The 19,790-nt window shown below is 54.5% G+C and carries 24 protein-coding genes and 1 tRNA gene; 7 read left to right on the forward strand and 18 right to left on the reverse strand.

Annotated elements, in window-relative coordinates; translation table 11 throughout:
• Position 1: 1 nt before the first annotated feature.
• Entirely contained in the window at positions 2-898 is an 897-nt protein-coding gene (locus CKX93_RS05120) for a phosphoribosylaminoimidazolesuccinocarboxamide synthase (protein WP_076755606.1), read from the reverse strand.
• Between the two features lie 126 nt (positions 899-1,024).
• Here CKX93_RS05120 and CKX93_RS05125 point away from each other — a divergent pair, with 126 nt between their 5' ends.
• Entirely contained in the window at positions 1,025-1,966 is a 942-nt protein-coding gene (locus CKX93_RS05125; RefSeq protein ID WP_076755607.1) for a dihydroorotate dehydrogenase, read from the forward strand.
• A 61-nt stretch (positions 1,967-2,027) separates the two neighbouring features.
• On the opposite strand, the gene CKX93_RS05130 is transcribed toward CKX93_RS05125, so the two are convergent.
• The 6 genes from CKX93_RS05130 to CKX93_RS05155 are packed head-to-tail and all read right to left on the reverse strand — an operon-like array spanning position 2,028 to position 5,669.
• A complete protein-coding gene (locus CKX93_RS05130; protein WP_076755608.1) occupies positions 2,028-2,795 on the reverse strand; it encodes an FKBP-type peptidyl-prolyl cis-trans isomerase in 768 nt (255 codons plus the stop codon).
• 27 nt (positions 2,796-2,822) lie between these two features.
• A complete protein-coding gene (gene trmL, locus CKX93_RS05135; protein WP_076755609.1) occupies positions 2,823-3,296 on the reverse strand; it encodes a tRNA (uridine(34)/cytosine(34)/5-carboxymethylaminomethyluridine(34)-2'-O)-methyltransferase TrmL in 474 nt (157 codons plus the stop codon).
• 15 nt (positions 3,297-3,311) lie between these two features.
• Positions 3,312-3,929: a class I SAM-dependent methyltransferase gene (locus CKX93_RS05140; protein ID WP_076755610.1), complete on the reverse strand. Its 618-nt coding sequence runs from the start codon at positions 3,927-3,929 to the stop codon at positions 3,312-3,314.
• A gap of 47 nt (positions 3,930-3,976) precedes the next feature.
• Complete coding sequence (locus CKX93_RS05145) at positions 3,977-4,699, reverse strand: LrgB family protein (protein WP_076755611.1); 723 nt, start codon at positions 4,697-4,699, stop codon at positions 3,977-3,979.
• Positions 4,696-5,046 (reverse strand): CidA/LrgA family protein, encoded by a 351-nt coding sequence (locus CKX93_RS05150; RefSeq protein WP_076755612.1) that lies wholly within the window; start codon positions 5,044-5,046, stop codon positions 4,696-4,698. The genes CKX93_RS05145 and CKX93_RS05150 overlap by 4 nt, the downstream gene beginning before the upstream one ends.
• A complete protein-coding gene (locus tag CKX93_RS05155; protein ID WP_159435528.1) occupies positions 5,046-5,669 on the reverse strand; it encodes an NAD(P)-dependent oxidoreductase in 624 nt (207 codons plus the stop codon). Before CKX93_RS05155 ends, CKX93_RS05150 begins: the two co-directional genes overlap by 1 nt.
• A gap of 123 nt (positions 5,670-5,792) precedes the next feature.
• Between CKX93_RS05155 and CKX93_RS05160 the strand changes: the two genes are divergently transcribed.
• The 3 genes from CKX93_RS05160 to CKX93_RS05170 all read left to right on the forward strand — a co-directional run bounded on the left by CKX93_RS05160 (position 5,793) and on the right by CKX93_RS05170 (position 7,216).
• Positions 5,793-5,868: transfer RNA gene (locus CKX93_RS05160), tRNA-Thr, on the forward strand.
• Positions 5,869-5,939: 71 nt separating this feature from the next.
• Complete coding sequence (locus tag CKX93_RS05165) at positions 5,940-6,704, forward strand: SDR family NAD(P)-dependent oxidoreductase (RefSeq protein ID WP_076755613.1); 765 nt, start codon at positions 5,940-5,942, stop codon at positions 6,702-6,704.
• A 32-nt stretch (positions 6,705-6,736) separates the two neighbouring features.
• On the forward strand, positions 6,737-7,216 hold the full coding sequence (locus CKX93_RS05170) for a hypothetical protein (RefSeq protein WP_076755614.1): 480 nt from the start codon (positions 6,737-6,739) through the stop codon (positions 7,214-7,216).
• Here CKX93_RS05170 and fnr read toward each other — a convergent pair whose 3' ends face one another.
• Positions 7,217-7,990, reverse strand: a complete 774-nt coding sequence (gene fnr / locus CKX93_RS05175) for a fumarate/nitrate reduction transcriptional regulator Fnr (protein ID WP_076755615.1) — start codon at positions 7,988-7,990, stop codon at positions 7,217-7,219.
• A gap of 177 nt (positions 7,991-8,167) precedes the next feature.
• Between fnr and ppsA the strand changes: the two genes are divergently transcribed.
• On the forward strand, positions 8,168-10,540 hold the full coding sequence (gene ppsA, locus CKX93_RS05180) for a phosphoenolpyruvate synthase (RefSeq protein WP_076755616.1): 2,373 nt from the start codon (positions 8,168-8,170) through the stop codon (positions 10,538-10,540).
• A 2-nt stretch (positions 10,541-10,542) separates the two neighbouring features.
• Positions 10,543-11,358, forward strand: a complete 816-nt coding sequence (gene ppsR, locus CKX93_RS05185; RefSeq protein ID WP_076755617.1) for a posphoenolpyruvate synthetase regulatory kinase/phosphorylase PpsR — start codon at positions 10,543-10,545, stop codon at positions 11,356-11,358.
• A gap of 7 nt (positions 11,359-11,365) precedes the next feature.
• On the opposite strand, the gene cysQ is transcribed toward ppsR, so the two are convergent.
• Together cysQ and nudE are read right to left on the reverse strand one after the other, a co-directional pair.
• Entirely contained in the window at positions 11,366-12,175 is an 810-nt protein-coding gene (gene cysQ, locus CKX93_RS05190; protein WP_076755618.1) for a 3'(2'),5'-bisphosphate nucleotidase CysQ, read from the reverse strand.
• On the reverse strand, positions 12,175-12,741 hold the full coding sequence (gene nudE / locus CKX93_RS05195) for an ADP compounds hydrolase NudE (RefSeq protein ID WP_076755619.1): 567 nt from the start codon (positions 12,739-12,741) through the stop codon (positions 12,175-12,177). The genes cysQ and nudE overlap by 1 nt, the downstream gene beginning before the upstream one ends.
• A gap of 78 nt (positions 12,742-12,819) precedes the next feature.
• On the opposite strand from nudE, the gene CKX93_RS05200 reads away from it, so the two are divergent.
• Entirely contained in the window at positions 12,820-13,527 is a 708-nt protein-coding gene (locus CKX93_RS05200; protein WP_076755620.1) for a sulfite exporter TauE/SafE family protein, read from the forward strand.
• 3 nt (positions 13,528-13,530) lie between these two features.
• Here CKX93_RS05200 and CKX93_RS05205 read toward each other — a convergent pair whose 3' ends face one another.
• Genes CKX93_RS05205 through ruvX form a run of 8 tightly spaced genes read right to left on the reverse strand, consistent with a single transcriptional unit; the run spans position 13,531 to position 19,770 of the window.
• Complete coding sequence (locus CKX93_RS05205; protein ID WP_076755621.1) at positions 13,531-14,085, reverse strand: YggT family protein; 555 nt, start codon at positions 14,083-14,085, stop codon at positions 13,531-13,533.
• Between the two features lie 13 nt (positions 14,086-14,098).
• A complete protein-coding gene (gene proC, locus CKX93_RS05210; protein WP_076755622.1) occupies positions 14,099-14,926 on the reverse strand; it encodes a pyrroline-5-carboxylate reductase in 828 nt (275 codons plus the stop codon).
• A gap of 11 nt (positions 14,927-14,937) precedes the next feature.
• Entirely contained in the window at positions 14,938-15,636 is a 699-nt protein-coding gene (locus CKX93_RS05215; RefSeq protein WP_076755623.1) for a YggS family pyridoxal phosphate-dependent enzyme, read from the reverse strand.
• Positions 15,633-16,517: a dihydroorotate dehydrogenase electron transfer subunit gene (locus CKX93_RS05220; protein ID WP_076755624.1), complete on the reverse strand. Its 885-nt coding sequence runs from the start codon at positions 16,515-16,517 to the stop codon at positions 15,633-15,635. Before CKX93_RS05220 ends, CKX93_RS05215 begins: the two co-directional genes overlap by 4 nt.
• A 2-nt stretch (positions 16,518-16,519) precedes the next feature.
• On the reverse strand, positions 16,520-17,806 hold the full coding sequence (locus CKX93_RS05225; RefSeq protein ID WP_076755625.1) for a dihydroorotase: 1,287 nt from the start codon (positions 17,804-17,806) through the stop codon (positions 16,520-16,522).
• On the reverse strand, positions 17,803-18,810 hold the full coding sequence (locus CKX93_RS05230; RefSeq protein WP_076755626.1) for an aspartate carbamoyltransferase catalytic subunit: 1,008 nt from the start codon (positions 18,808-18,810) through the stop codon (positions 17,803-17,805). The genes CKX93_RS05225 and CKX93_RS05230 overlap by 4 nt, the downstream gene beginning before the upstream one ends.
• On the reverse strand, positions 18,803-19,315 hold the full coding sequence (gene pyrR, locus CKX93_RS05235) for a bifunctional pyr operon transcriptional regulator/uracil phosphoribosyltransferase PyrR (RefSeq protein WP_076755627.1): 513 nt from the start codon (positions 19,313-19,315) through the stop codon (positions 18,803-18,805). The genes CKX93_RS05230 and pyrR overlap by 8 nt, the downstream gene beginning before the upstream one ends.
• On the reverse strand, positions 19,312-19,770 hold the full coding sequence (gene ruvX / locus CKX93_RS05240; protein ID WP_076755628.1) for a Holliday junction resolvase RuvX: 459 nt from the start codon (positions 19,768-19,770) through the stop codon (positions 19,312-19,314). Before ruvX ends, pyrR begins: the two co-directional genes overlap by 4 nt.
• Between the last annotated feature and the right edge of the window lie 20 nt (positions 19,771-19,790).

Genomic DNA, 19,790 nt, shown 5'->3' on the forward strand with positions numbered 1-19,790 from the left:
ATTAGTCCAAAGTTTGCCCAGTGAGTAGCCAGAGTGCTTCGCGATAGCGTTGACTGATCTGGTCAACAACCTCGGCAGGTAATTCTGGACCGGGATCCGTTTTATCCCAATCCAGCGTCTCCAGATAATCCCGCAGATATTGTTTGTCATAGGAGGGCGGACTACTGCCGGGAGCGTAGGTCTCCGCCGGCCAGAAACGCGATGAATCGGGCGTTAAAGCCTCATCGATAAGGTGCAGCACCCCATCTTCATCCAGACCAAACTCAAATTTGGTATCGGCGATGATAATGCCCTTGGTGCGCGCATAATCAGCTGCTTGCAGATATAGCTGTCGCGCTGTATCGCGGACTTTGGCCGCCAGTTCACCACCCAATAGTGTTTCCGTGTAGGCGAAGTCGACATTTTCATCATGGTCACCCACAGCAGCCTTGGTGGCAGGGGTGTAAATCGCCTCAGGCAATTGTTCGGCAAGTTGCAAACCCGTTGGTAATGCGATGCCGCAGACTTTTCCCGTGGACTGATAATCTTTCCAACCTGAACCAATGAGATAGCCGCGCACAACGGCCTCAATGGGCAGCGCTTTTAGGCGGCGCACAACGATACTGCGACCCTCTAATGGGGCTCGCTCGTTAGGGTCGGTAATGACATCCTCTAAGCTCAGTGCGCAGAGTTGATTGGGAACCACAGAAGCCAAACGCTCAAACCAAAACTGTGAGATGCGGGTGAGAACCCGGCCTTTATCGGGAATCGGTGTGGGCAGTATGACGTCAAATGCCGAGAGGCGATCCGTGGTCACAATCAGCATATGTGCGTCATCAACGGCATAAATATCGCGCACTTTGCCGCGATGAATCATGGGTAGGCTGGTGACGTGGCTGTCAAAAAGCGGCTCAGACATCGAGTTTTCTCTGTGGGCGTTAAGGCGTGATTTTAACCCGGAATAGCCCTTCCGGTCGCGCCTATTGATCTGCGCCGTGTTTGTTGCTTTATGGCCATAGCAAGGCCTGTCATACTTGGGCGCACCATGGATAACGCACATAAAAAACTCCTGGCTATCGATTTTTGTGGCCTGCGCTTCGCTACCCCCCAAGTGCTGCTGTCCGGCTGCGTGGGTTTTGGTGAGGAGTACACGCGTGTCGTGGGATTCTCGAATCGCCACGTCGGAGCTGTGTGCCTGAAAGGGACGACTGGGGCAGCGCGTTTGGGCAATCCGCCGCATCGCATCTACGAGACCCCGGAGGGTATGCTGAATGCGATAGGTCTACAAAATCCCGGGGTTAATCAGGTAGTGGATGAGATCCTGCCGCAGCTAGATTTTGAGGAGACCCGTTTTATTGCCAATGTATCGGGTTCCACTCTTGAAGAATATTTTGAAGTCACCCAGAGGTTTGATGACTCGCCTATTGATGCCATTGAGATCAATATTTCCTGCCCTAACGTGAAAGAGGGTGGGGTGGCGTTCGGGAATGATCCTGATATGTCCGCGCGGGTTGTTGAAACCTGTCGTAAGGCGACGCAAAAGCCCATTATCACCAAGCTTTCCCCCAATCAGACCGATATCGCCGAGAATGCTCGGCGCTGCATTGAGGCCGGCACAGACGCGCTATCGGCCATAAATACACTCATGGGCATGGCGATTGATGTAGAGGCCAGGAAAACCATCATCGGTAACAATCAAGGGGGGCTATCTGGGCCTGCCATCAAGCCCATCGCTTTGCTTAAGGTGCATCAGGTCTATCAGGTGGCCAAACATCATCATGTGCCCATCATCGGCCAAGGTGGGGTCACCAGTGCCGAAGACGCTATCGCTTTTATGCTGGCGGGCGCCACAGCCGTGGGCGTGGGTACCGGTCTTTTTTACGACCCCTTGCTGTGCAGTAAGATCAATCAAGGCATGATTGACTACTTAAGCAGGCACGAAATCAGCCATGTTTCGGAATTGATTGGCACACTGCAACTGCACTAAGAGCCTCAGGCCAGCGTCTCGAGCACACGCCGAAGACATAGCGGCTCAAAGCTATTTGTATCTAGCAGCGCGATCCTGACTCCAAGCTGGGGCATTGAGAACGGACTTCGCGTTGTTCGCCGATCCATGAAACAATCCCTTCGGTGACATTCTGCACATTCGGGTAGACACCCTGTTCTACCATAGCTCTGGCCAACACCCCTGTGCGGTTACCCACGCGGCAAATAATCACGAATGACTCATCTTGGCTGACTACTTCAGACAGGCTTTGTGCAAATTGCGGTATGAAACGCCCCTGCGCATCAAATGCCGTAATCAAGTAGCTCCCGGGCACTACACCGCTCTGTTGCCACTCATCGGGCCGGCGAATATCAATGACCTTGGTGCCAGCGTCTATCAGGGCTTGCAGCTCGTCATTGTTAACATTACTAAACGGTGGTGGTTCGGCACTGACCAGCTCGACCTCAAAGCGCAAAGTCGCATTGGGCGGAATGACGTTGCCGGCCCCGCGCGTTCCGTAGGCCAGAGCCGGCGGGATGATCAGTTCACGCTTGCCGCCGACTTTCATGCCGCGGATGCCCATCTCCCAACCGGGGATCACCTGACCTTGACCCAACACCAAAGACAAGGGCTGGCCGCGATCATGACTGGAGTCAAACTGCGTGCCGTCCTCAAGCCAACCGGTATAGTGCATCTCCAAAGTGAACTGTGGCTGTGCCTCGACACCGGTCCCCACATGCAAGTCTTGGATACCTAACTCATTGGCCTGAGAGAGGCTGATCACAGATGCCCATATGACTACCAGTAGGCTCAAGCGACGGAGAGACATACTGAGCTCCTTAATACGATTCAGTGCTTACGTTAAGGCTTGCGCACCCTGAAAGTCCACCTGTCGCCAAGCCTCGAACAAGATGATAGCCGCTGTATTGGATAGATTCAGACTGCGGCTTCCGGGCAGCATGGGCAATCTAAGCCGTTGCTCGGGTGGAAGAGAATCTAGAACAGACTGCGGTAGGCCGCGGGTCTCCGGCCCCAGTAAAAAAGCATCGCCGAGCTGAAATCGGGCCTCGGAGTGCGTCATGCGACCGCGGGTACTCAGGGCAAAGATCCGTTTGCGATCAAGTGTTTTCAGACAATCATCTAGGTTGGCATGGCGTTTGACCGATGCCCATTCGTGATAATCCAAGCCAGCCCGGCGCAGACGACGGTCATCCAGCGTAAAACCCAAAGGCTCAATCAGGTGTAGAGTCGCCCCGGTGTTCGCGCAAAGGCGAATGATATTTCCAGTATTGGGAGGGATCTCCGGCTCATAAAGTACCACATGAAACATTCAATCAACGCCCAGTCATGCTTTTTTGGCAATCACCCAAAAGAAGGTTTCGCCTCCCGTCTCTCGGGTTTCAGCCATAACCGAATGCAGGCCCGCTTGGCTGAGCTTTTGCAAAGCAACCTCAGGACGATCATGGCTGTAGGGTAGGGAATGACCCAGAAACTCGATGTTGCCATCAAATTCATCCTCGCCGGTATAGCCTTTACAGGCCAAGGTCAAAAGCGCGATGCCTCCTGGCTTGAGGACGCGGGCAAAGCCATCAAAGATGGACTGATGTTCTTGTCTATCCAGATGAAACACGCAGTACACCGCGGTCAACAAATCAAAATGCGCTTCAGCAAATTCCAAATGGCGCAAATCCATGTGCGTGAACTCGGCTGCTGGCACTTGCCTGCTGGCCAATTCAAGCATTTCCGATGAGATATCAATGCCCGTCACTTGATCGCCACGTTCTGCAAAATAAGCACTCACCGGCTCGCCAGCACCGCATCCCACGTCCAAAACGCGCGCGTCGGTTGGGATAAGCGCTGCGCATTGATGGAGCAGGGGGCTGGTATCAAAAAGATGTCTGCCTGAGGCGTAAGTGGCAGCAAGAGCATCGTAACTCTGAGAAAGTTCCGTGATCCGATTCATGGCCGACCTATGCTGAGCTTAGTATTTACTCAGCACTATAACGGCATTTAACCAAAAGGCCAGAACAGCAGCAGTAAAGCAGTCAATACGCCATTGAGGCCCATCGCAATACCGGCAAAAGTGCCGGCAGTCTCATTCACCTGAAAAGCCCTAGCAGTGCCAATGCCGTGTGACGCAACACCAACCGCAAACCCCCGGGCTGCATAGTTTTGGATACGCAAGGCATTCATCAAGGGGGTGACCGTCAATGCACCAAAGATGCCAGTGACAACGACGATAATGGCGGTCAGTCCCGGCAAACCGCCGATATTTTCCGCCAGACCCATGGCAATGGGAACGGTCGCCGATTTGGGGGCCAGTGAGGCCAAGATGGGTTCGGGCGCTAACAGCCACCAAGCGATGCCCACGGCTGAGAGGATCGCCACGGTGGATCCAGCAAGCAGTGCCATCAGCATGGGCAGCAGATTGCGGCGTACCATCTGCCGATGACGCCACAAAGGCACGGCCAAAGCCACAATCGCTGGCCCCAGCATGAAGTGGATGAACTGTGCCCCAGTGAAATAATCTTCATAAGTTGTTTCTGACAGCAACAAAACGACGATCAACAGCGTCGCGGCAATTAAGACTGGGTTGACCAGCGCATGGCGGCCGGATTTGGCTGCCAGCATCTCGGCGATCACATAAGCCACCAGAGTCGCTGTCAGCCACAGTAACGGGGTGCCACTGAGATACACCCAGAGTTGGAACAGATCGCTGCCTTCGGTGCTCATGCGCGCGCCTGCATGAGGCGGGCTACGCCCAGAAAAACGCCCACGGTGACCAGCATGGTCAGCAGTGTAGAACCGATGATGGCCAGACCTAGCGCTAGCCATTGATCCTGAATCAGGCCTAGCTGCTGAATGACGCCAACTGCTGCCGGCACAAACAGCAGGGAAAGATTGCGCAAAATGCCATCAGAAACTTCATTCAGTCCTTGGTCGGGGCCGCCCTTGTAGGCCAGAAAAACCAGCAGCAAGCCCATACCCACCAAGGGGCCGGGGATGCCTAAAGACAGCAGCCGCACCAATGTTTCCCCCAGCAGCTGACACACCAGTAAGAGGGTCAGTGCCTGCAACATCAGCGCATGACCCAAGGAGTTTGGTGAAGGTAAGTGCCTTCCGATAATTCCTTGAGCACGAAATGCGCGACATCACCGCGATTAATGCTTTTGCCCAAAGTGGTTGAGTCTGTACCCGTGCGATAATCGCCAGTATGAGGCCCGTCCCAGAGCCCGCTGGGCCGCACGATGGTCCAATCTAGGCCGCTACTGCGAACCACCTCTTCTTGTCGCGCTTTGTCTTGCATGACGTTTCTTAATAAGGTTTTCATCAAGCCACGAAATTGCCAGGGCACCTGAGCTTCACTCTCCCCCAAGCCCAAAGAAGTGATCGCCACCAGGCGAGGAACACCCAATTCCTTCATCTCATCTATCACAATTTGGGTGCCATCGGCACAAATGGTTTTGGGATTTTTCCCCGAGGCGCTCAAAGAGACAACAGCGCAATCACAGCCCTCAAGCGTCAGACGCACAGCATCGGGATCCAGCACATTGCCGGAAATGACCTTGAGCCGTTCAGCATCATGCAGCACGTCAGGCTCGCGGGCCAAAACGCGGCATTCATGCCCTTGGGCGGTGGCTTGTTCAACCAGAGCCAGGCCAACGCCGCGCGTGGCCCCAAAAATAGCGATTCGCAAACTCATCCCCTTTCGTGGTCTGTTTTCTCCGTTATCTACAGGCATATACACGAAAACGCGTTTGGACATAGGTCTGTGTGCAAGATAATTGAGTCAGGACAGCGCTTGGGATAAGCTTTGCACCCTATCGCCGGAGTAGCTCAGTTGGTAGAGCAGGGCATTCGTAATGCCAAGGTCGTAGGTTCGACTCCTATCTCCGGCACCATTTTTTGGGGCAGCGATAAGCTGCCCTTCCTATCTGGACCACCAGAATCGTGTCATACGTAAGGAGGTCGCATGTCAGATTTTTCCAACAAAACCATCGTTATCACGGGTGCTGCCGGCGGTATTGGTGACGCTACCGCGCGCTATCTTCATGCTCGAGGCGCTAATTTGCTGCTGACTGATGTCGGCACGGAAGGCTTAGAAAAAATAGCTGCGCAGCTTGGGGAGCGGGTGGCCATCCAAGCCGTTGATGTGAGTAGCGAGGCAGACAATGAAGCCATGATTGCGCGTGCTGAGGAGCTGTTTGGGCATGTGCATGGCATCTTTTTGAACGCTGGTATTGAAGGGCATGTGGGACCTTTTGAAACTCAGACCAATGAGCATTGGGATAAAGTATTCAGCGTCAACGTTAATGGCGTGCGTTTTGGACTGAAGGCAGCGATTCCGGCGTTGCGCCGTGCCGGCGGCGGTTCTGTGGTCATCACGGCCAGTGTGGCCGGCGTCCGCGGCACTAATGGGCTGTCACCCTATGTCACCAGCAAGCACGCAATTATGGGCTTAATGCGGTGCGCGGCGATTGAGTTTTCTCCTGAGGGCATTCGCGTCAATTGTGTCAATCCTGGTCCCGTGGATAACCGCATGATGCGCTCCATTGAGGACCAAGCGAATCCCGGACATGGTGATGAGGTGAAAGCAGGCTTTATCAATCGCTTGCCCCTAGGCCGCTATGTGACCAATGAGGAAGTAGCTTCCGTGGCCGCCTTGCTGTTGTCCGAGGAGTCCAGTGGCGTCACGGGCTCGCATTACATGGTGGATTCTGGCTTTACCGCGACTTAAACTGGTCTGTCTGTTTGGACAGGAGTCTTGCTATGAGCGAATCCCGGCGTTTTTTGCCGATAGCTGAGCGCATTGTTTGGGTCGGCTTTATGATGTTTTTTCTCATCATCGCGATGATTTATATTTTTCGCGGTATGGGTTTGGAGCGAGATTTGCAGGACGCTCAAGCAGAAGCACTTGCCCTGCAGATGCAGCTTTTTCAGCGGGAATCCGTTGAGGTTATCGATGATGCCATCATCGGTTTAACACGCGAGCAGGAGCGGCGCCTGCAGCGATTGGGATTGCGCAACCCCGCGGCACAGTTGCGCGATGATTTATCGATCCATGCTGATCTGATCGCCGGTGCGGGCAGTGATTGGCGCTTTGTAGAACACGACATTCACATTCTCAGTGATCGCTGGATTCTGGCCGGAGTCACTGATGGCCGTCAAAGTTCCCAGGTATTACTGGCTTTTGATGTGGCTTTTGGGCGTATCCAATGGCAAATGCTGGATACGGCGTTCGATCGCTAACTAGCTATGGGTGTCTGACTGCCGCATCGACTGCTGATCGTTAGGGGTGCGTATGCCGGCGATTTCCTGTAGGGCATCCACATCTAAGATCGTCACCAAGCGTCTGTCGATCTCCACCAAGCCATCGGTCTGAAATCGGCTGAACATGCGGCTGACAGTTTCCACAGCCAATCCTAGATAGTTACTGATATCTATCCGCGACATGCTGAGATTGAATTCCCGGCGGGAAAAACCACGCTGGCCAAAGCGATCGGACAGATTCAACAAAAAGGCTGCGACCCGAGCATCCGAGGCGCGCTTGCCTAAAAGCAGCATGAGCTGCTCATCACTTTGCAGCTCGCGGCTCATGATGCGAAATAGCTGGTGTTGGAGGCTAGGCGTATGTGAAGCGAGTTCTTCGAGCTGGTCAAAGGGAATCTCGCAGACGCTGGTGGTTTCCAAAGCTACCGCGGTGCAGGGATGAACGTCATGAATAATGGCGTCCAGACCCAACAGCTCGCCTGGCAAATGAAAACCCGTGATTTGTTCTTCGCCATCGTCAGTGATGATGAAAGTCTTGATGCAGCCTGCACGCACGGCGAACAGGCAGCTCAAGGGGTGGCCCGCTTGGTAGAGAACATCTCCGCGATGCACGGGGCGTTTGCGGCTGATGATGTTTTCCAGCAGCTCTAAGTCATTGGGAGAAATACCCAACGGCAGACAAAGGTCGCGGAGACTGCAGGACTTGCACGCCTGCTTGAGGTCTTGAATCCGCATTACGTTGTTGTTCGACATGCGCGCACTCCTCAAAATCACGGGCGCTGTTCAGTGACGACTTGCCCACAATATACCGAGTGTAGCACTTGGTGTAGAAGAATTGCTGAATGTACTTAAAAACGATAAGGCTTTGTTCCAAGTTGTCGCGGCCCTGATACAATAAGAAGGGTTAGCAACACGCGAAAAGGCAGTGCTATGGACAAGTATGTGATGTGGTTCCAAGACTTGGGCATGAATGACGTCGGTGATGTCGGCGGGAAAAATGCTTCGCTGGGAGAGATGATTAGCGGCCTGGCTCAGGCAGGAGTTAAAGTCCCGGGTGGTTTTGCCACCACCGCGTATGCTTTTCGCGAGTTTCTTCAACATGAAGGACTGGCGGACCGCATCAATACTTTGCTGGATAGCCTGGATGTGGACAATATCACTGCCCTGCGTGAAGCAGGCGCCACCATTCGGCGTTGGATGGTAGAGACTCCTTTCCCACCGGCACTGAATGAGGCCATAGCCATCGCCTGGGAAAAGATGGTGGCTGAGGCCGGTGATGAGGCATTCACCGTTGCCGTGCGCTCCTCAGCCACCGCAGAAGATCTACCCGATGCTTCGTTCGCGGGTCAGCAAGAGACTTTCTTGAATGTCAGTGGCTTGGACGAAGTGCGCCAACGCATTCATGAAGTGTTTGCTTCACTATATAACGATCGTGCCATTTCCTATCGTGTGCATCAGGGGTTTGCGCATGCTGACGTGGCTTTATCAGCAGGCGTGCAGCGCATGGTGCGCTCGGATATTGGCGCCAGCGGTGTGATGTTCACTTTAGATACCGAGTCTGGATTCAGGGATGTGGTCTTCATCACAGCTGCTTGGGGTCTGGGCGAAACGGTGGTTCAAGGCGCGGTTAATCCTGACGAATTCCATCTTTACAAGCCGGCGTTAGAAGCAGGTCGCCCTGCTGTGCTGCGCCGCCATCTGGGTAGCAAAGCCATCAAAATGACCTTTGGCGAAAATGGCCAGTCCACGCAAACCGTAACTGTGGATGAGGCTGATCGTCAGCGCTTCTGTATTGGCGATGAGCAGCTGCAATCGCTGGCCCAGCAGGCCGTGATTATTGAAAAGCACTACGGCCGGCCCATGGATATCGAGTGGGCAATGGATGGCCATGATGGCGAGATTTACATTGTTCAGGCGCGCCCTGAAACAGTGGAAAGCCGGCAGGATGGCCAGATTATTGAGCGTTTCCGCATTCGCTCGCCGCGTACCGAGGTTTTGGCGCGCGGTCGCGCGATCGGCCAAAAGATCGGCGCTGGCAAGGTGCGTGTCGTTATGAGTTTAGACGATATGCATAAAGTCGAGGCAGGTGACGTCTTGGTCACCGACATGACCGATCCTGATTGGGAGCCGGTGATGAAAAGGGCCGCAGCGATTGTCACTGATCGTGGCGGGCGGACCTGCCACGCTGCCATTATCGCTCGTGAGTTGGGTATTCCCGCGGTGGTTGGCTGCGGCGATGCTTCCAAAACGCTAAAAGAGGGTCAGGAAGCGACCGTCTCCTGCTCTGAGGGCGACGAAGGCCGAGTCTACAAGGGTGAGTTGGACTTTGAGGTGACTCAGACCCGCGCAGATTCCATGCCTGATGTGCCGGTGAAAGTCATGATGAATGTGGGTAATCCTGGTCGTGCTTTCCACTTCCGCAATATTCCTAATGCAGGGGTGGGTTTGGCCCGCTTGGAATTTGTCATTAACAGCATGATTGGCGTGCACCCCAAAGCTCTGTTGAATTTCGACACCTTGTCAGCAGACCTCAAAGAGGAAATCACTCGACGTATCGCCGGTTATGCAGATCCCGTAAGTTTCTATGTCGATAAGCTGGCTGAGGGTATCGCGACCTTGGGCGCGGCCTTCCACCCACAACCGGTGATCGTGCGACTCTCAGATTTTAAATCCAATGAGTACGCGAATCTGTTGGCGGGTGAGTTATATGAGCCGCATGAGGAAAACCCCATGATTGGCTATCGCGGTACTTCGCGCTATCTCTCTGAGGAATTCCGTGACTGTTTCGAGCTTGAATGCCGCGCGGTGCGAAAGGTGCGAGATGAGATGGGTTTGACCAACGTTATTATCATGGTGCCCTTCGTACGTACGCTTAGCGAGGCTGAGGGCGTGATCAAATTGCTCGCCGACAATGGATTAAAACGCGGGGAAAACGGCCTCAAGATTTATATGATGTGCGAGATTCCCTCAAATGCCATTCTCGCAGATCAATTTCTCGAACACTTTGATGGATTCTCCATTGGTTCTAACGACCTAACCCAGCTGACCTTGGGGCTGGATCGCGACTCGGGATTGGTCGCAGCCGGCTTTGATGAACGCGATCCTGCGGTGAAAGTACTATTGGGTCAGGCCATCGCCGCGGCCCGTAAAGCCAAAAAATACGTCGGTATTTGTGGCCAGGGCCCGTCCGACTACCCCGATCTGGCCGAGTGGTTGATGGAGCAAAAAATCGAGTCCATCTCTCTGAATCCCGATACGGTGGTCGAAACCTGGTTGCGCCTTGCCGGACAGCGCCAGAGTTAGGCATGCGCCGCTCGGTTTTCTATGTTTCTGATGGGACTGGCATTACCGCTGAGACCTTGGGGCATACGCTGCTGACACAGTTTGATCAGATGACTTTTTGTCAGCACAGCCTGCCTTTCGTGGTGGATGAGAAAAAAGTCGATGAGGCGGTGAAACAAATCAACGCCGCTGCCAAAGCCGACGGCACACGTCCTTTGGTGTTTTCCACCTTGGTTGATGATGCGCTGCGGGCGCGCTTATGTACCTGCAATGGCGCTGTTTTTGATTTTTTTGAGACTTACACAGCGGCTTTAGAAACTGAGTTGGGTGTGGCCGCTCTGGATGTGCCGGGTCGTTCCCACGGCATGGGTAATGTTCGTACTTATTCTGATCGCATAGATGCACTGCATTTCGCTATTCAAAATGATGATGGCGCCACCACCCGCAACTACCCACATGCCGATGTCATTTTGATGGGGGTCTCACGGGCCGGTAAAACGCCGACCTGCATGTATTTGGCCCTTACCTACGGCATTCGCGCCGCTAACTACCCGCTCGCCGACGGCGATTTCGAGCGCGGAAGTTTGCCCATGGCGCTGGAACCTTTTCGGCAAAAACTATTTGGTCTGACAGTGGATCCTGAAAGGCTGCAACAAATACGCAGCGAGCGTCGGCCCAATAGTCACTATGCCAGTTATGAACAATGTGCTTTGGAATTGCGCGCGGTGGAAAAGCTGTTTCGTCGCGAACGCATCCCATTCCTGAACATTACCCAGCGCTCGGTGGAGGAGATATCCGCGCAACTGATGCAGCTGGCCGGCCTAGAGCGGCGTATCTAAGCCCAGTTTAAAAAATCGCAGACCAGTCGCGTTTCAACCCACCCAGCACCAGAAAATCAGGATTCAACAAGGATTCTCGACGGTTGTACCGCAGAGGATTGAAGTTTAAATCCACCACACGCCCTCCGGCTTCTTCAACAATGCATTGGGCTGCCGCTGTATCCCATTCACTGGTCGGACCCAGTCGCGGGTAGATGTCTGCTTCGCCGCTGGCGACCAGGCCAAATTTAAGTGAACTGCCCATGCTGATCAGACGGTGCTGGCCAATTTTACTGAGCATACTCTGAAAGCGTTCCGAGCCATGTGAGCGGCTACCCGCAATGACTGGATGGCGCTTGCGGGCGTTCACATGAATGAGCTCGGGAACCTGTTGCGTTGCCTTTTGTCGCCAACTGCCTTGCCCGCGGCTTGCCATATAAAGAAGGCCTATAGCCGGGGCATAAATCACGCCCATGATGGGTTGGTGCTCGTCAATCAAAGCTATATTGACCGTGAACTCGCCATTTTTTTTGATGAATTCACGTGTGCCATCCAAGGGATCCACCAGCCAGTATCGGCGCCAGCGACCTCGTTCGCTGAAGGGGATATGTTCTGATTCCTCGGATAGGACGGGCAAATCTGGCGTTAATTCACGCAGGCCGCGCTCAATACAGCGATGCGCTGCCATATCAGCTGCGGTCAGCGGCGTCAGGTCCGCTTTGCGCATTACCTCAAATTCTTGATCATAGATCTCCATGATTTTGTCGCCGGCCTCGCGGGCTAACTGACAAACGGCCGGCATCAGGGTCGGCGTCGGTTCATTATTAAAAAGCATCATTATCCCATCAGTTTCTCGCGCGCCATAAATAACGCAGCAATAGATCTGGCTTCGGTACAGTCTTCACAAAGCAGCAGTTTGGTCAGATTTTGTAGCGGCCAGGGCACGACTTCTATGGTCTCTGGTTCATCACCAGGAACCCTTTTAGCGTACAAATCTTGAGCCAAAATGACGTGGGTAGTATGGCTCATATAGCCCGGAGCCACCGTCAAAGCACCCAGAATCTCTAATCGATTTGCACCAAAACCAATTTCTTCCATGATTTCCCGGTTGGCAGCAGCCAGCAGATCCTCTTCTTGTTCAACCAGCCCTTTGGGCAAGCCCAGTTCATAGCGATCGGTGCCCGCCGCATACTCGCGAATCAATAATACGCTGCCGTCAGCTTGCATGGGCACAATAATGACCGCACCACGACCGGAGCCCACCAATCGCTCGTAACAGGTTTCCACGCCATTGGAAAAGCGCAGATCGATCTCCTCAACATGAAATAAGCGACTGCGCGCTACGCTGCGCCGCGCCAGGATTTCTGGCTTTCGCTTAGGCTTGTCTGTGGGTGAGTCCGCCATGCAAGCAGATTCCTCGATAACCGGGGGAGGTGTTAGTCTCCGGTTTCAGGCGCTGGGTGGCAAGTATTTGGAGTGTTTATGGGATTGGAGACAGGTACGCTGCTGGCGGCTTTCGTCGTGGGTTTGCTGGGCGGCGTTCACTGCGTGGGGATGTGTGGCGGTATTGTGGGTGCCTTAACGCTGAGTACTGAAGCCAAGCAGGTCTCGCAACGTTTTGGTTTAGCCCCCTTCTTGTTGGCCTACAACGGGGCCAGAATTTTGAGTTATACGGCTGCAGGCGCCATAGCCGGCGGTCTGGGTTGGTTGGCTATCAGCTGGACTGACGTACAGTGGGCGCAAAGTATCCTGCAAGTGCTGGCTGGGCTTTTTATGGTGGCTCTGGGTTTGTATCTGGCAGGTTGGTGGCAGGGTTTGGTGCGTATTGAAAAAGCGGGAGGGCTTTTATGGCGTCGCATTGAGCCTTTGGGTCGGCGCCTATTGCCGGTGAAAACCCTACCTCAGGCATTCGTGCTGGGCCTGCTTTGGGGTTGGTTGCCCTGCGGTTTGGTGTACAGCGTGGTGATTTGGTCTTTGACGGCCGGCGGGGCTATTCAGGGCGCAGCACTCATGTTGGCCTTTGGCTTGGGCACTTTACCCAATTTGCTGCTGATGGGCATATTTGCGGCGCGATTGGCCCAATTTGCGCGTCGGCCTGTAGTCAGGGCGGCCGCCGGCCTTGCCGTAATGGCCTACGGCCTATTCATGCTGCTGGCAGCCTTGGATATCTGGCCATACCAAGCCCTGTGAACTTCACAATGAATTGATCAGGATAAGTAGGACATTGAGACCGATAATGGCGACCAGAGGGGAGAGGTCCACCATGCCCATCTGCGGTAAGACACGACGAATAGGCGTCAGAATCGGGTAGTTCAGGCTGAATACCAAGTCTGCCACCGGGTTGCGGCCCATGCCGCCGCCTGCCTGAAACCAACTCATTACGGCCTGTACGATGATACTGATGATATAAATCCAGATCACCAGCCGCACAATGGCGATGAGGCTAACCACCAATAAGCCAGCAATCGGCACACTGACCCCATGCATTCCGGCAATCAGGCCAATCTCGAGCATCTTTAGGGCGAGCGCCAGAAGTAAGGCACTGCTATCAAAGCGACCGATAGATGGAACCAAGCGACGCATTAATAGCAAGGGTGGATTGGTGATGGTCACAATGAACTGGCTGATGGGATTGTAGTAGTCAGCCCGTGATAGCCCAAAAAGCATGCGTAAAACCATGGCGATGACATACAGGCCCAGCAAGGTACCCAACAAAAATTCACTTACATTTTGTAATGCGGAAGGCATGATGACTCCATATTCATTGGCGTCCGAGCTGATCGGCCAGTTCGCCAGCACGGTCTTTGGCTGAGGCTAATGCTTTGGCCAGCAAGGGACGCAGACCCCCTTTTTCCAAAACGGCAATGGCTCGCTCTGTGGTGCCGCCAGGGGAGGTGACGCGCTGTCGCAATTGGCCGGCGTCTTCATCCGCCTCTAAAGCCAGTTTGGCCGCCCCAAATACCGTCTCTAGAGCCAATAAAGCAGCGGTTTCTGGCGGCAAGCCAAGCTCTATTCCGGCTTCCTGAAGTGCCTCAATAAATAAGAAAACGTAGGCAGGGCCACTGCCCGATAAAGCGGTTACCGCATCCAGCAAAGTTTCATCATCCAGCCATACTGTCATGCCTACGGCGCGCAATATCGATTCGGCCAGATCGCGCTGCGCATCGGTGACCTGCGTATTGCGCACCAGACCGGTAGCGCCGCTACCCACCAATGCCGGGGTATTGGGCATACTGCGCACCACTGCCAATTGGCCTCCGAGCCAGCGATCAATATCAGCACTACGCACGCCAGCGGCGATAGATAGGATCAAGGGCCTGTTTTTTTGGACGGTTTTGGCTAGGGGTAAACAGACTTCTGCCATAACTTGCGGTTTGATCGCCAAAACAAGCACATCTGCTTGATCTAGAGCTGTTTCATTGTTGGCCGTCACTCTAAGCTCAGGCCAGCGTTCCAGAAGGTGTTGACGTTGCTGCGCATCCGGGTCGCTGGCGCAAAGACTGGAAGCTGGCCAGCCATCCACAATCAGCCCGCCGATCAGGCTGCGTGCCATGTTTCCAGAACCGATAAAAGCGATGCGCGGTTTCATAGTTCGCCATGTTAACCCGAACGTGAGCCAAAGATCGCGGTGCCAACGCGCACTATCGTCGCTCCCTCGGCAATCGCTGCTTCCAGATCATCACTCATACCCATGGATAGGGTGTCCAGCTCATAACCACGAGTTTGCAGATCCTCTAGGCAGGCGCGTAGTTGGGCGAAAGCTTGGCGTTGCTGTGCTGGATCATCGGTTGGCGCGGGTATGGCCATTAACCCCCTTAAGCGCAGACGGGGCAAAGCCCGTATTTGCTCAGCAAGTCCGAGTATTTCCTCAGGAGCAACACCAGACTTACTGGGTTCGTCACTGATGTTGACCTGAATACAAACATTCAAAGCAGGCCGCTGCTCAGGCCTTTGATCATTCAGCCGGCGAGCAATGCGCTCTCGATCTAATGAATGCAGCCAATCAGCGCGCTCGGCAATCAGGCGGGTTTTATTGCTTTGTACTGGGCCAATAAAGTGCCAACTCAACGCTTTATCAGCCAGTACGGCGGACTTTTCTTGAAGCTCGGAGGCGTAGTTTTCGCCAAACGCCCGTTGTCCGCAGGCCACAGCCTGACGAATTTCGTCAGCAGTGCGTGTCTTACTCACGGCCAGCAAGGTGACATCTTCACTGCGGCGCCCATATTGCTTTGCGGCTCGATCAATCGTTGCACGCACGGCGTCAATACGCGCACATAAAGTATTTGCCGAAGCCATCATGCTACAGAGAAAAACACCGTTTCAGCGGCAAATACGGGGCCATCAACGCAAACGCGTTTCATGGCTGACCCTTGAGGTGTTTTGACCTCGACCACACAACCAGCGCACCCACCCACGGCACAGGCCATGTACTCCTCCAACGACACCTGACAGGGTAGATGATACTCGCGGGCCAGCGCGGCGCAGGCTGCCAGCATGGGATGCGGTCCACAGGCATAGATTTGTACTTCTTGCCGCTGACCATCACTCAAGGCATCCAGCCAGTGCCGAGCCAGATCAGTGACGTAACCTTCATAGCAGCCGGGAAACCCCGCTTGACTGGTGAGTCGGGAGGCCACCCCCCAGTCCTCTAGCAAAGGCATGGCAGCAATCGTGCCCTCGGGCATGCCTGGCACCAATATTTTTGAGGGCCGGGTTTTGAAGGGGAACGGGACTTCTGAACCCATGATGACAAAGGGCTCACAGATAGGCTCATGCCGTAAAGCATCAGCCAAAAAAACCATAGGGGGTATGCCAACGCCGCCGCCCAACAGCAAAGCGCGTGGGCGATCGCCATGGGGTAGCGTAAAGGGATGGCCAATCGGACCCATCATACTCAGGCGCTCACCGACGCGGCGTGTGGCCAACAGCTTGGTGCCGTCACCAATCGCCTTGTATAGAAACTCTACCCAGCCGGCTCGGGCATCCACACGCATGATAGACAACGGGCGGCGCATGGCCAGTTGCGGGCCACACTGAAGATGTACAAAGCTCCCTGGCTTGGCATGGGCAGCACACTGAGGGGCAGCAACACGTAAGATATATTGATCTGCCGGATAGACGTCGTGGCTGAGGACCTCCGCGTCTTCAACAAAAATCGTGCCGCGGTGTGGTTTATCCATGCCTAATTTTCCTTTTGGGCTTCATAAATGATCTGACCATGCACCATTGTATGGGTCACACGGCCGTTGAACTCCCAACCAAAAAATGGACTATTGCGTCCGGCGCTTACCCAATTTTCAATATCGGGCGCATACACGGCATGTGGATCAAATAGAACAATATCCGCCGCTTGGCCGGCAGCCAAGCTGCCACAAGGCAGGTTGAGAACGCTGGCCGCCCCACTGGTGACTCGTTGAATCGCATCCAGCAAGGGCATAACACCCTCTTCTACCAATCGTAGCGTCAGCGGCAGCAGGGTTTCTAGGGCGGATATCCCCGGTTCAGTCGCCGGAAATGGGGCTAACTTGGCATCCAGATTATGCGGCTGATGATCCGAACATATCGCCTGTATGTGTCCCTGAGCCACAGCGCGACGCAGACCGTCCCTGTCACGTAGGGTCCGCAGCGGCGGCATCACATGGCATAAGGCGTTGAAATCCGCCACATCCATTTCCGTGAGGAACAATTGATGAGCGCAAACATCGGCAGTCACGGGTAAGCCATCGGCAACCGCGCGCGCCACCATCTCCGCTCCGCCCGCGCTGGAAAGGCGGCATAAATGCACCCTTGCACCGGTTTGTGCCACCAAGGCCAAAATAACACCCAGCGCTGCTGTCTCAGCCGCCTGTGGGATACTGCGCAGTCCCAGCCGCGTGGCCACAGCCCCCTCATGGGCGCAGCCATGAGCAGCGAGATCATGATCCAGAGGATGCAGCATCACGGTGATGTCATGGCTGGCGGCATATTCCAAAGCACGACGTAGGAGTAAATGGCTGCCCATGGGCTTTAAAGCCTGAGTCAGTCCCACTGCGCCGGCACGCTGCAGGGCTGCCATGTCCGATAATTGTCGCCCTTCCAGTCCTGATGTGAGCGCCCCCAAAGTGTGGACCCGCACGCCACAGGCCTGTTGCGCACGGCGATGGATGAGTTCGATTTGTGCCGGCGAGTCGACCGGTGGGGATGTATCCGGCAGGCAGACCAAGGAAGTGATCCCAGCATGGGCAGCCGCTCGAGTCTCCGAGGCGATACTGGCTTTGTGAGTTTGTCCCGGTTCGCGTAGGCGGCAAGCAAGGTCGACCAGCCCAGGAAATGCCCATAGGCCTGTGGCATCAATACGCCGATCGGGCTCAAAGCCCGCAGAGCTATCATCAATGCTCAGTAACTGGCCATCAACGATATGCAACGAGCCAATTTGATCTAGTTTTTGTGCGGGATCCAGCAGGCGGGCATTTTCAATGAGGATTTTCATGCTTCGGCCTCCGCCTGCGCGCCGCTGCCCATAATCATGGCCATCACCGCCATGCGCACGGCCACCCCATTGCTGACTTGTTCGAGAATGACCGAGCGCGGCCCATCGGCAACGCGCGTGTCAATTTCCACGCCGCGATTGGTGGGCCCGGGATGCATAACAATGCTGTCTGACGCGGTTAGAGATAGCCGCTCCTCATCCAATCCCCAAAGCGCAAAGAATTCTTGCTCTGAGGGCAAAAGCCCGCTGTCCATGCGCTCTTTTTGCAGTCTTAACATGATCACAACATCAACATCTTTCAGGCCTTGGCGGATGTCATGATAGACATGCACACCCAGGTCTTCGACATAGGCGGGCAACAGAGTTTTCGGGCCAATCACCCGCACCTCGCCGGTATTCAGCAGATTCAGGGCATGAATTTGTGAGCGCGCCACACGTGAGTGCAGGATGTCACCGACGATAGCCACCCGCAGTTGCGTGAAATCTGGCTTGTGGCGGCGAATTGTAAACATATCCAGTAATGCCTGCGTCGGATGCGCATGGCGGCCGTCTCCGGCATTTAAAACGCTGATGTGCGGCGCTACATGGCGGGCAATAAAATGCGCGGCACCACTGTCGGCATGGCGGACCACAAACATATCTACCAACATGGCCTCCAGGTTACGTAGGGTATCCAGCAGGCTCTCACCCTTCACCGTGGCAGAGGTGCTGATGTTGATATTGAGTACATCAGCAGACAGCCGTTTAGCCGCCAGTTCAAAAGTGGTTCGGGTGCGCGTGCTGGCTTCAAAAAACAGATTCATCACCGTTTTGCCGCGCAGCAGCGGGACTTTTTTGACGGTTCCCATGCCGCTGAAAGACTCAGCCGTATCCAAGATCTGCAAAATCAGCTCGCGTGACAGACCTTCGATGGTCAGTAGGTGGCGCAGGTTGCCGCGCGCATTAAACTGCAGAGATGGCGGCAGAGGTCCTGATGCGGTCGTCATCTGAGTCTCTTCAGTCATCCTCTGGCTCCAAGCTGACGATATCCAAATGCAGGGGGTCTGGCCCGCGCAGCTTGATCTGCTCATCGGCGGCTAGCTGCAAATGCGCACCCACAACTTGAGCCTCTATCGGTAACTCGCGACCATCGCGCTCGACTAAGACCACCAAGGTGATAGAAGCAGGCCGCCCGTAATCAAAGATCTCATTCATCGCAGCGCGAATGGTGCGCCCGGTATACAGCACATCATCGACCAGTAGCACATGCCGATTTTCTATTGAGAAAGGGATGTTGCTGGGCCTCACTTGGGGGTGCATGCCAATGCGACTGAAGTCATCGCGATAAAATGAGATATCCAATTGTCCCAAAGAGATGTCATCGCCAAGGCGTGCTTGCAAGGCTTGAGCTACCCAAGCCCCGCCCGTATGTATTCCTAACAGGACTGGATCATCAATTTTGTGGGTTTGCAGATAGGTCTTGAGATCGGCCACCATACCATCGAGCGTCTCACTGACTGGTTTCTTCATATCTGCTCTCCTCGAGACCTATCGGCCAACCATTGTTCTACCAGCATGGCTGCTGCCAATGCATCAATATCCTGTTTTTTGATGCGCCCACGGTTACCCTGTTGGCGTTGCATCAAAAGATGTGATTCTGCCGCCCGCGAGCTAAATTGCTCATTGACTTCATACAGGGGCAGATCAAAACGTTGGCTGAGTTTATCGCCAAAGGCGCGGATGTGCGCTTCCAAGGGGTGAGTCTGATCATCTTGTTTGGGCTGGCCGAGAATGAAGCAGCCGGGCCGCCATTGCTGAATCAGCCGATCCAAGCGCGACCAGTCAGGTTCCCCATCGTTGGCTTGGAGGGTGTCCACGGGTTGAGCGGTACCCGTGATGTCATTACCCACCGCAATGCCAATACGTCTTAAACCAAAATCCAGTCCCATCACCGTACCCAAATCATGGCGCAGCGAGTCAGGCATGAATCGCTAATCCTAGGTTG

Source organism: Ectothiorhodosinus mongolicus (genome assembly GCF_022406875.1).
Classification (GTDB): Bacteria; Pseudomonadota; Gammaproteobacteria; order Ectothiorhodospirales; family Ectothiorhodospiraceae; genus Ectothiorhodospira; species Ectothiorhodospira mongolica.

Excerpts from the sequence above, each read along its gene's own strand:
- CKX93_RS05120 (WP_076755606.1), bottom strand. The coding sequence starts at position 898 with ATGTCTGAGCCGCTTTTTGACAGCCACGTCACCAGCCTACCCATGATT.
- CKX93_RS05125 (WP_076755607.1), top strand. The coding sequence starts at position 1,025 with ATGGATAACGCACATAAAAAACTCCTGGCTATCGATTTTTGTGGCCTG.
- CKX93_RS05130 (WP_076755608.1), bottom strand. The coding sequence starts at position 2,795 with ATGTCTCTCCGTCGCTTGAGCCTACTGGTAGTCATATGGGCATCTGTG.
- trmL (WP_076755609.1), bottom strand. The coding sequence starts at position 3,296 with ATGTTTCATGTGGTACTTTATGAGCCGGAGATCCCTCCCAATACTGGA.
- CKX93_RS05140 (WP_076755610.1), bottom strand. The coding sequence starts at position 3,929 with ATGAATCGGATCACGGAACTTTCTCAGAGTTACGATGCTCTTGCTGCC.
- CKX93_RS05145 (WP_076755611.1), bottom strand. The coding sequence starts at position 4,699 with ATGAGCACCGAAGGCAGCGATCTGTTCCAACTCTGGGTGTATCTCAGT.
- CKX93_RS05150 (WP_076755612.1), bottom strand. The coding sequence starts at position 5,046 with ATGTTGCAGGCACTGACCCTCTTACTGGTGTGTCAGCTGCTGGGGGAA.
- CKX93_RS05155 (WP_159435528.1), bottom strand. The coding sequence starts at position 5,669 with ATGAGTTTGCGAATCGCTATTTTTGGGGCCACGCGCGGCGTTGGCCTG.
- CKX93_RS05165 (WP_076755613.1), top strand. The coding sequence starts at position 5,940 with ATGTCAGATTTTTCCAACAAAACCATCGTTATCACGGGTGCTGCCGGC.
- CKX93_RS05170 (WP_076755614.1), top strand. The coding sequence starts at position 6,737 with ATGAGCGAATCCCGGCGTTTTTTGCCGATAGCTGAGCGCATTGTTTGG.
- fnr (WP_076755615.1), bottom strand. The coding sequence starts at position 7,990 with ATGTCGAACAACAACGTAATGCGGATTCAAGACCTCAAGCAGGCGTGC.
- ppsA (WP_076755616.1), top strand. The coding sequence starts at position 8,168 with ATGGACAAGTATGTGATGTGGTTCCAAGACTTGGGCATGAATGACGTC.
- ppsR (WP_076755617.1), top strand. The coding sequence starts at position 10,543 with ATGCGCCGCTCGGTTTTCTATGTTTCTGATGGGACTGGCATTACCGCT.
- cysQ (WP_076755618.1), bottom strand. The coding sequence starts at position 12,175 with ATGATGCTTTTTAATAATGAACCGACGCCGACCCTGATGCCGGCCGTT.
- nudE (WP_076755619.1), bottom strand. The coding sequence starts at position 12,741 with ATGGCGGACTCACCCACAGACAAGCCTAAGCGAAAGCCAGAAATCCTG.
- CKX93_RS05200 (WP_076755620.1), top strand. The coding sequence starts at position 12,820 with ATGGGATTGGAGACAGGTACGCTGCTGGCGGCTTTCGTCGTGGGTTTG.
- CKX93_RS05205 (WP_076755621.1), bottom strand. The coding sequence starts at position 14,085 with ATGCCTTCCGCATTACAAAATGTAAGTGAATTTTTGTTGGGTACCTTG.
- proC (WP_076755622.1), bottom strand. The coding sequence starts at position 14,926 with ATGAAACCGCGCATCGCTTTTATCGGTTCTGGAAACATGGCACGCAGC.
- CKX93_RS05215 (WP_076755623.1), bottom strand. The coding sequence starts at position 15,636 with ATGATGGCTTCGGCAAATACTTTATGTGCGCGTATTGACGCCGTGCGT.
- CKX93_RS05220 (WP_076755624.1), bottom strand. The coding sequence starts at position 16,517 with ATGGATAAACCACACCGCGGCACGATTTTTGTTGAAGACGCGGAGGTC.
- CKX93_RS05225 (WP_076755625.1), bottom strand. The coding sequence starts at position 17,806 with ATGAAAATCCTCATTGAAAATGCCCGCCTGCTGGATCCCGCACAAAAA.
- CKX93_RS05230 (WP_076755626.1), bottom strand. The coding sequence starts at position 18,810 with ATGACTGAAGAGACTCAGATGACGACCGCATCAGGACCTCTGCCGCCA.
- pyrR (WP_076755627.1), bottom strand. The coding sequence starts at position 19,315 with ATGAAGAAACCAGTCAGTGAGACGCTCGATGGTATGGTGGCCGATCTC.
- ruvX (WP_076755628.1), bottom strand. The coding sequence starts at position 19,770 with ATGCCTGACTCGCTGCGCCATGATTTGGGTACGGTGATGGGACTGGAT.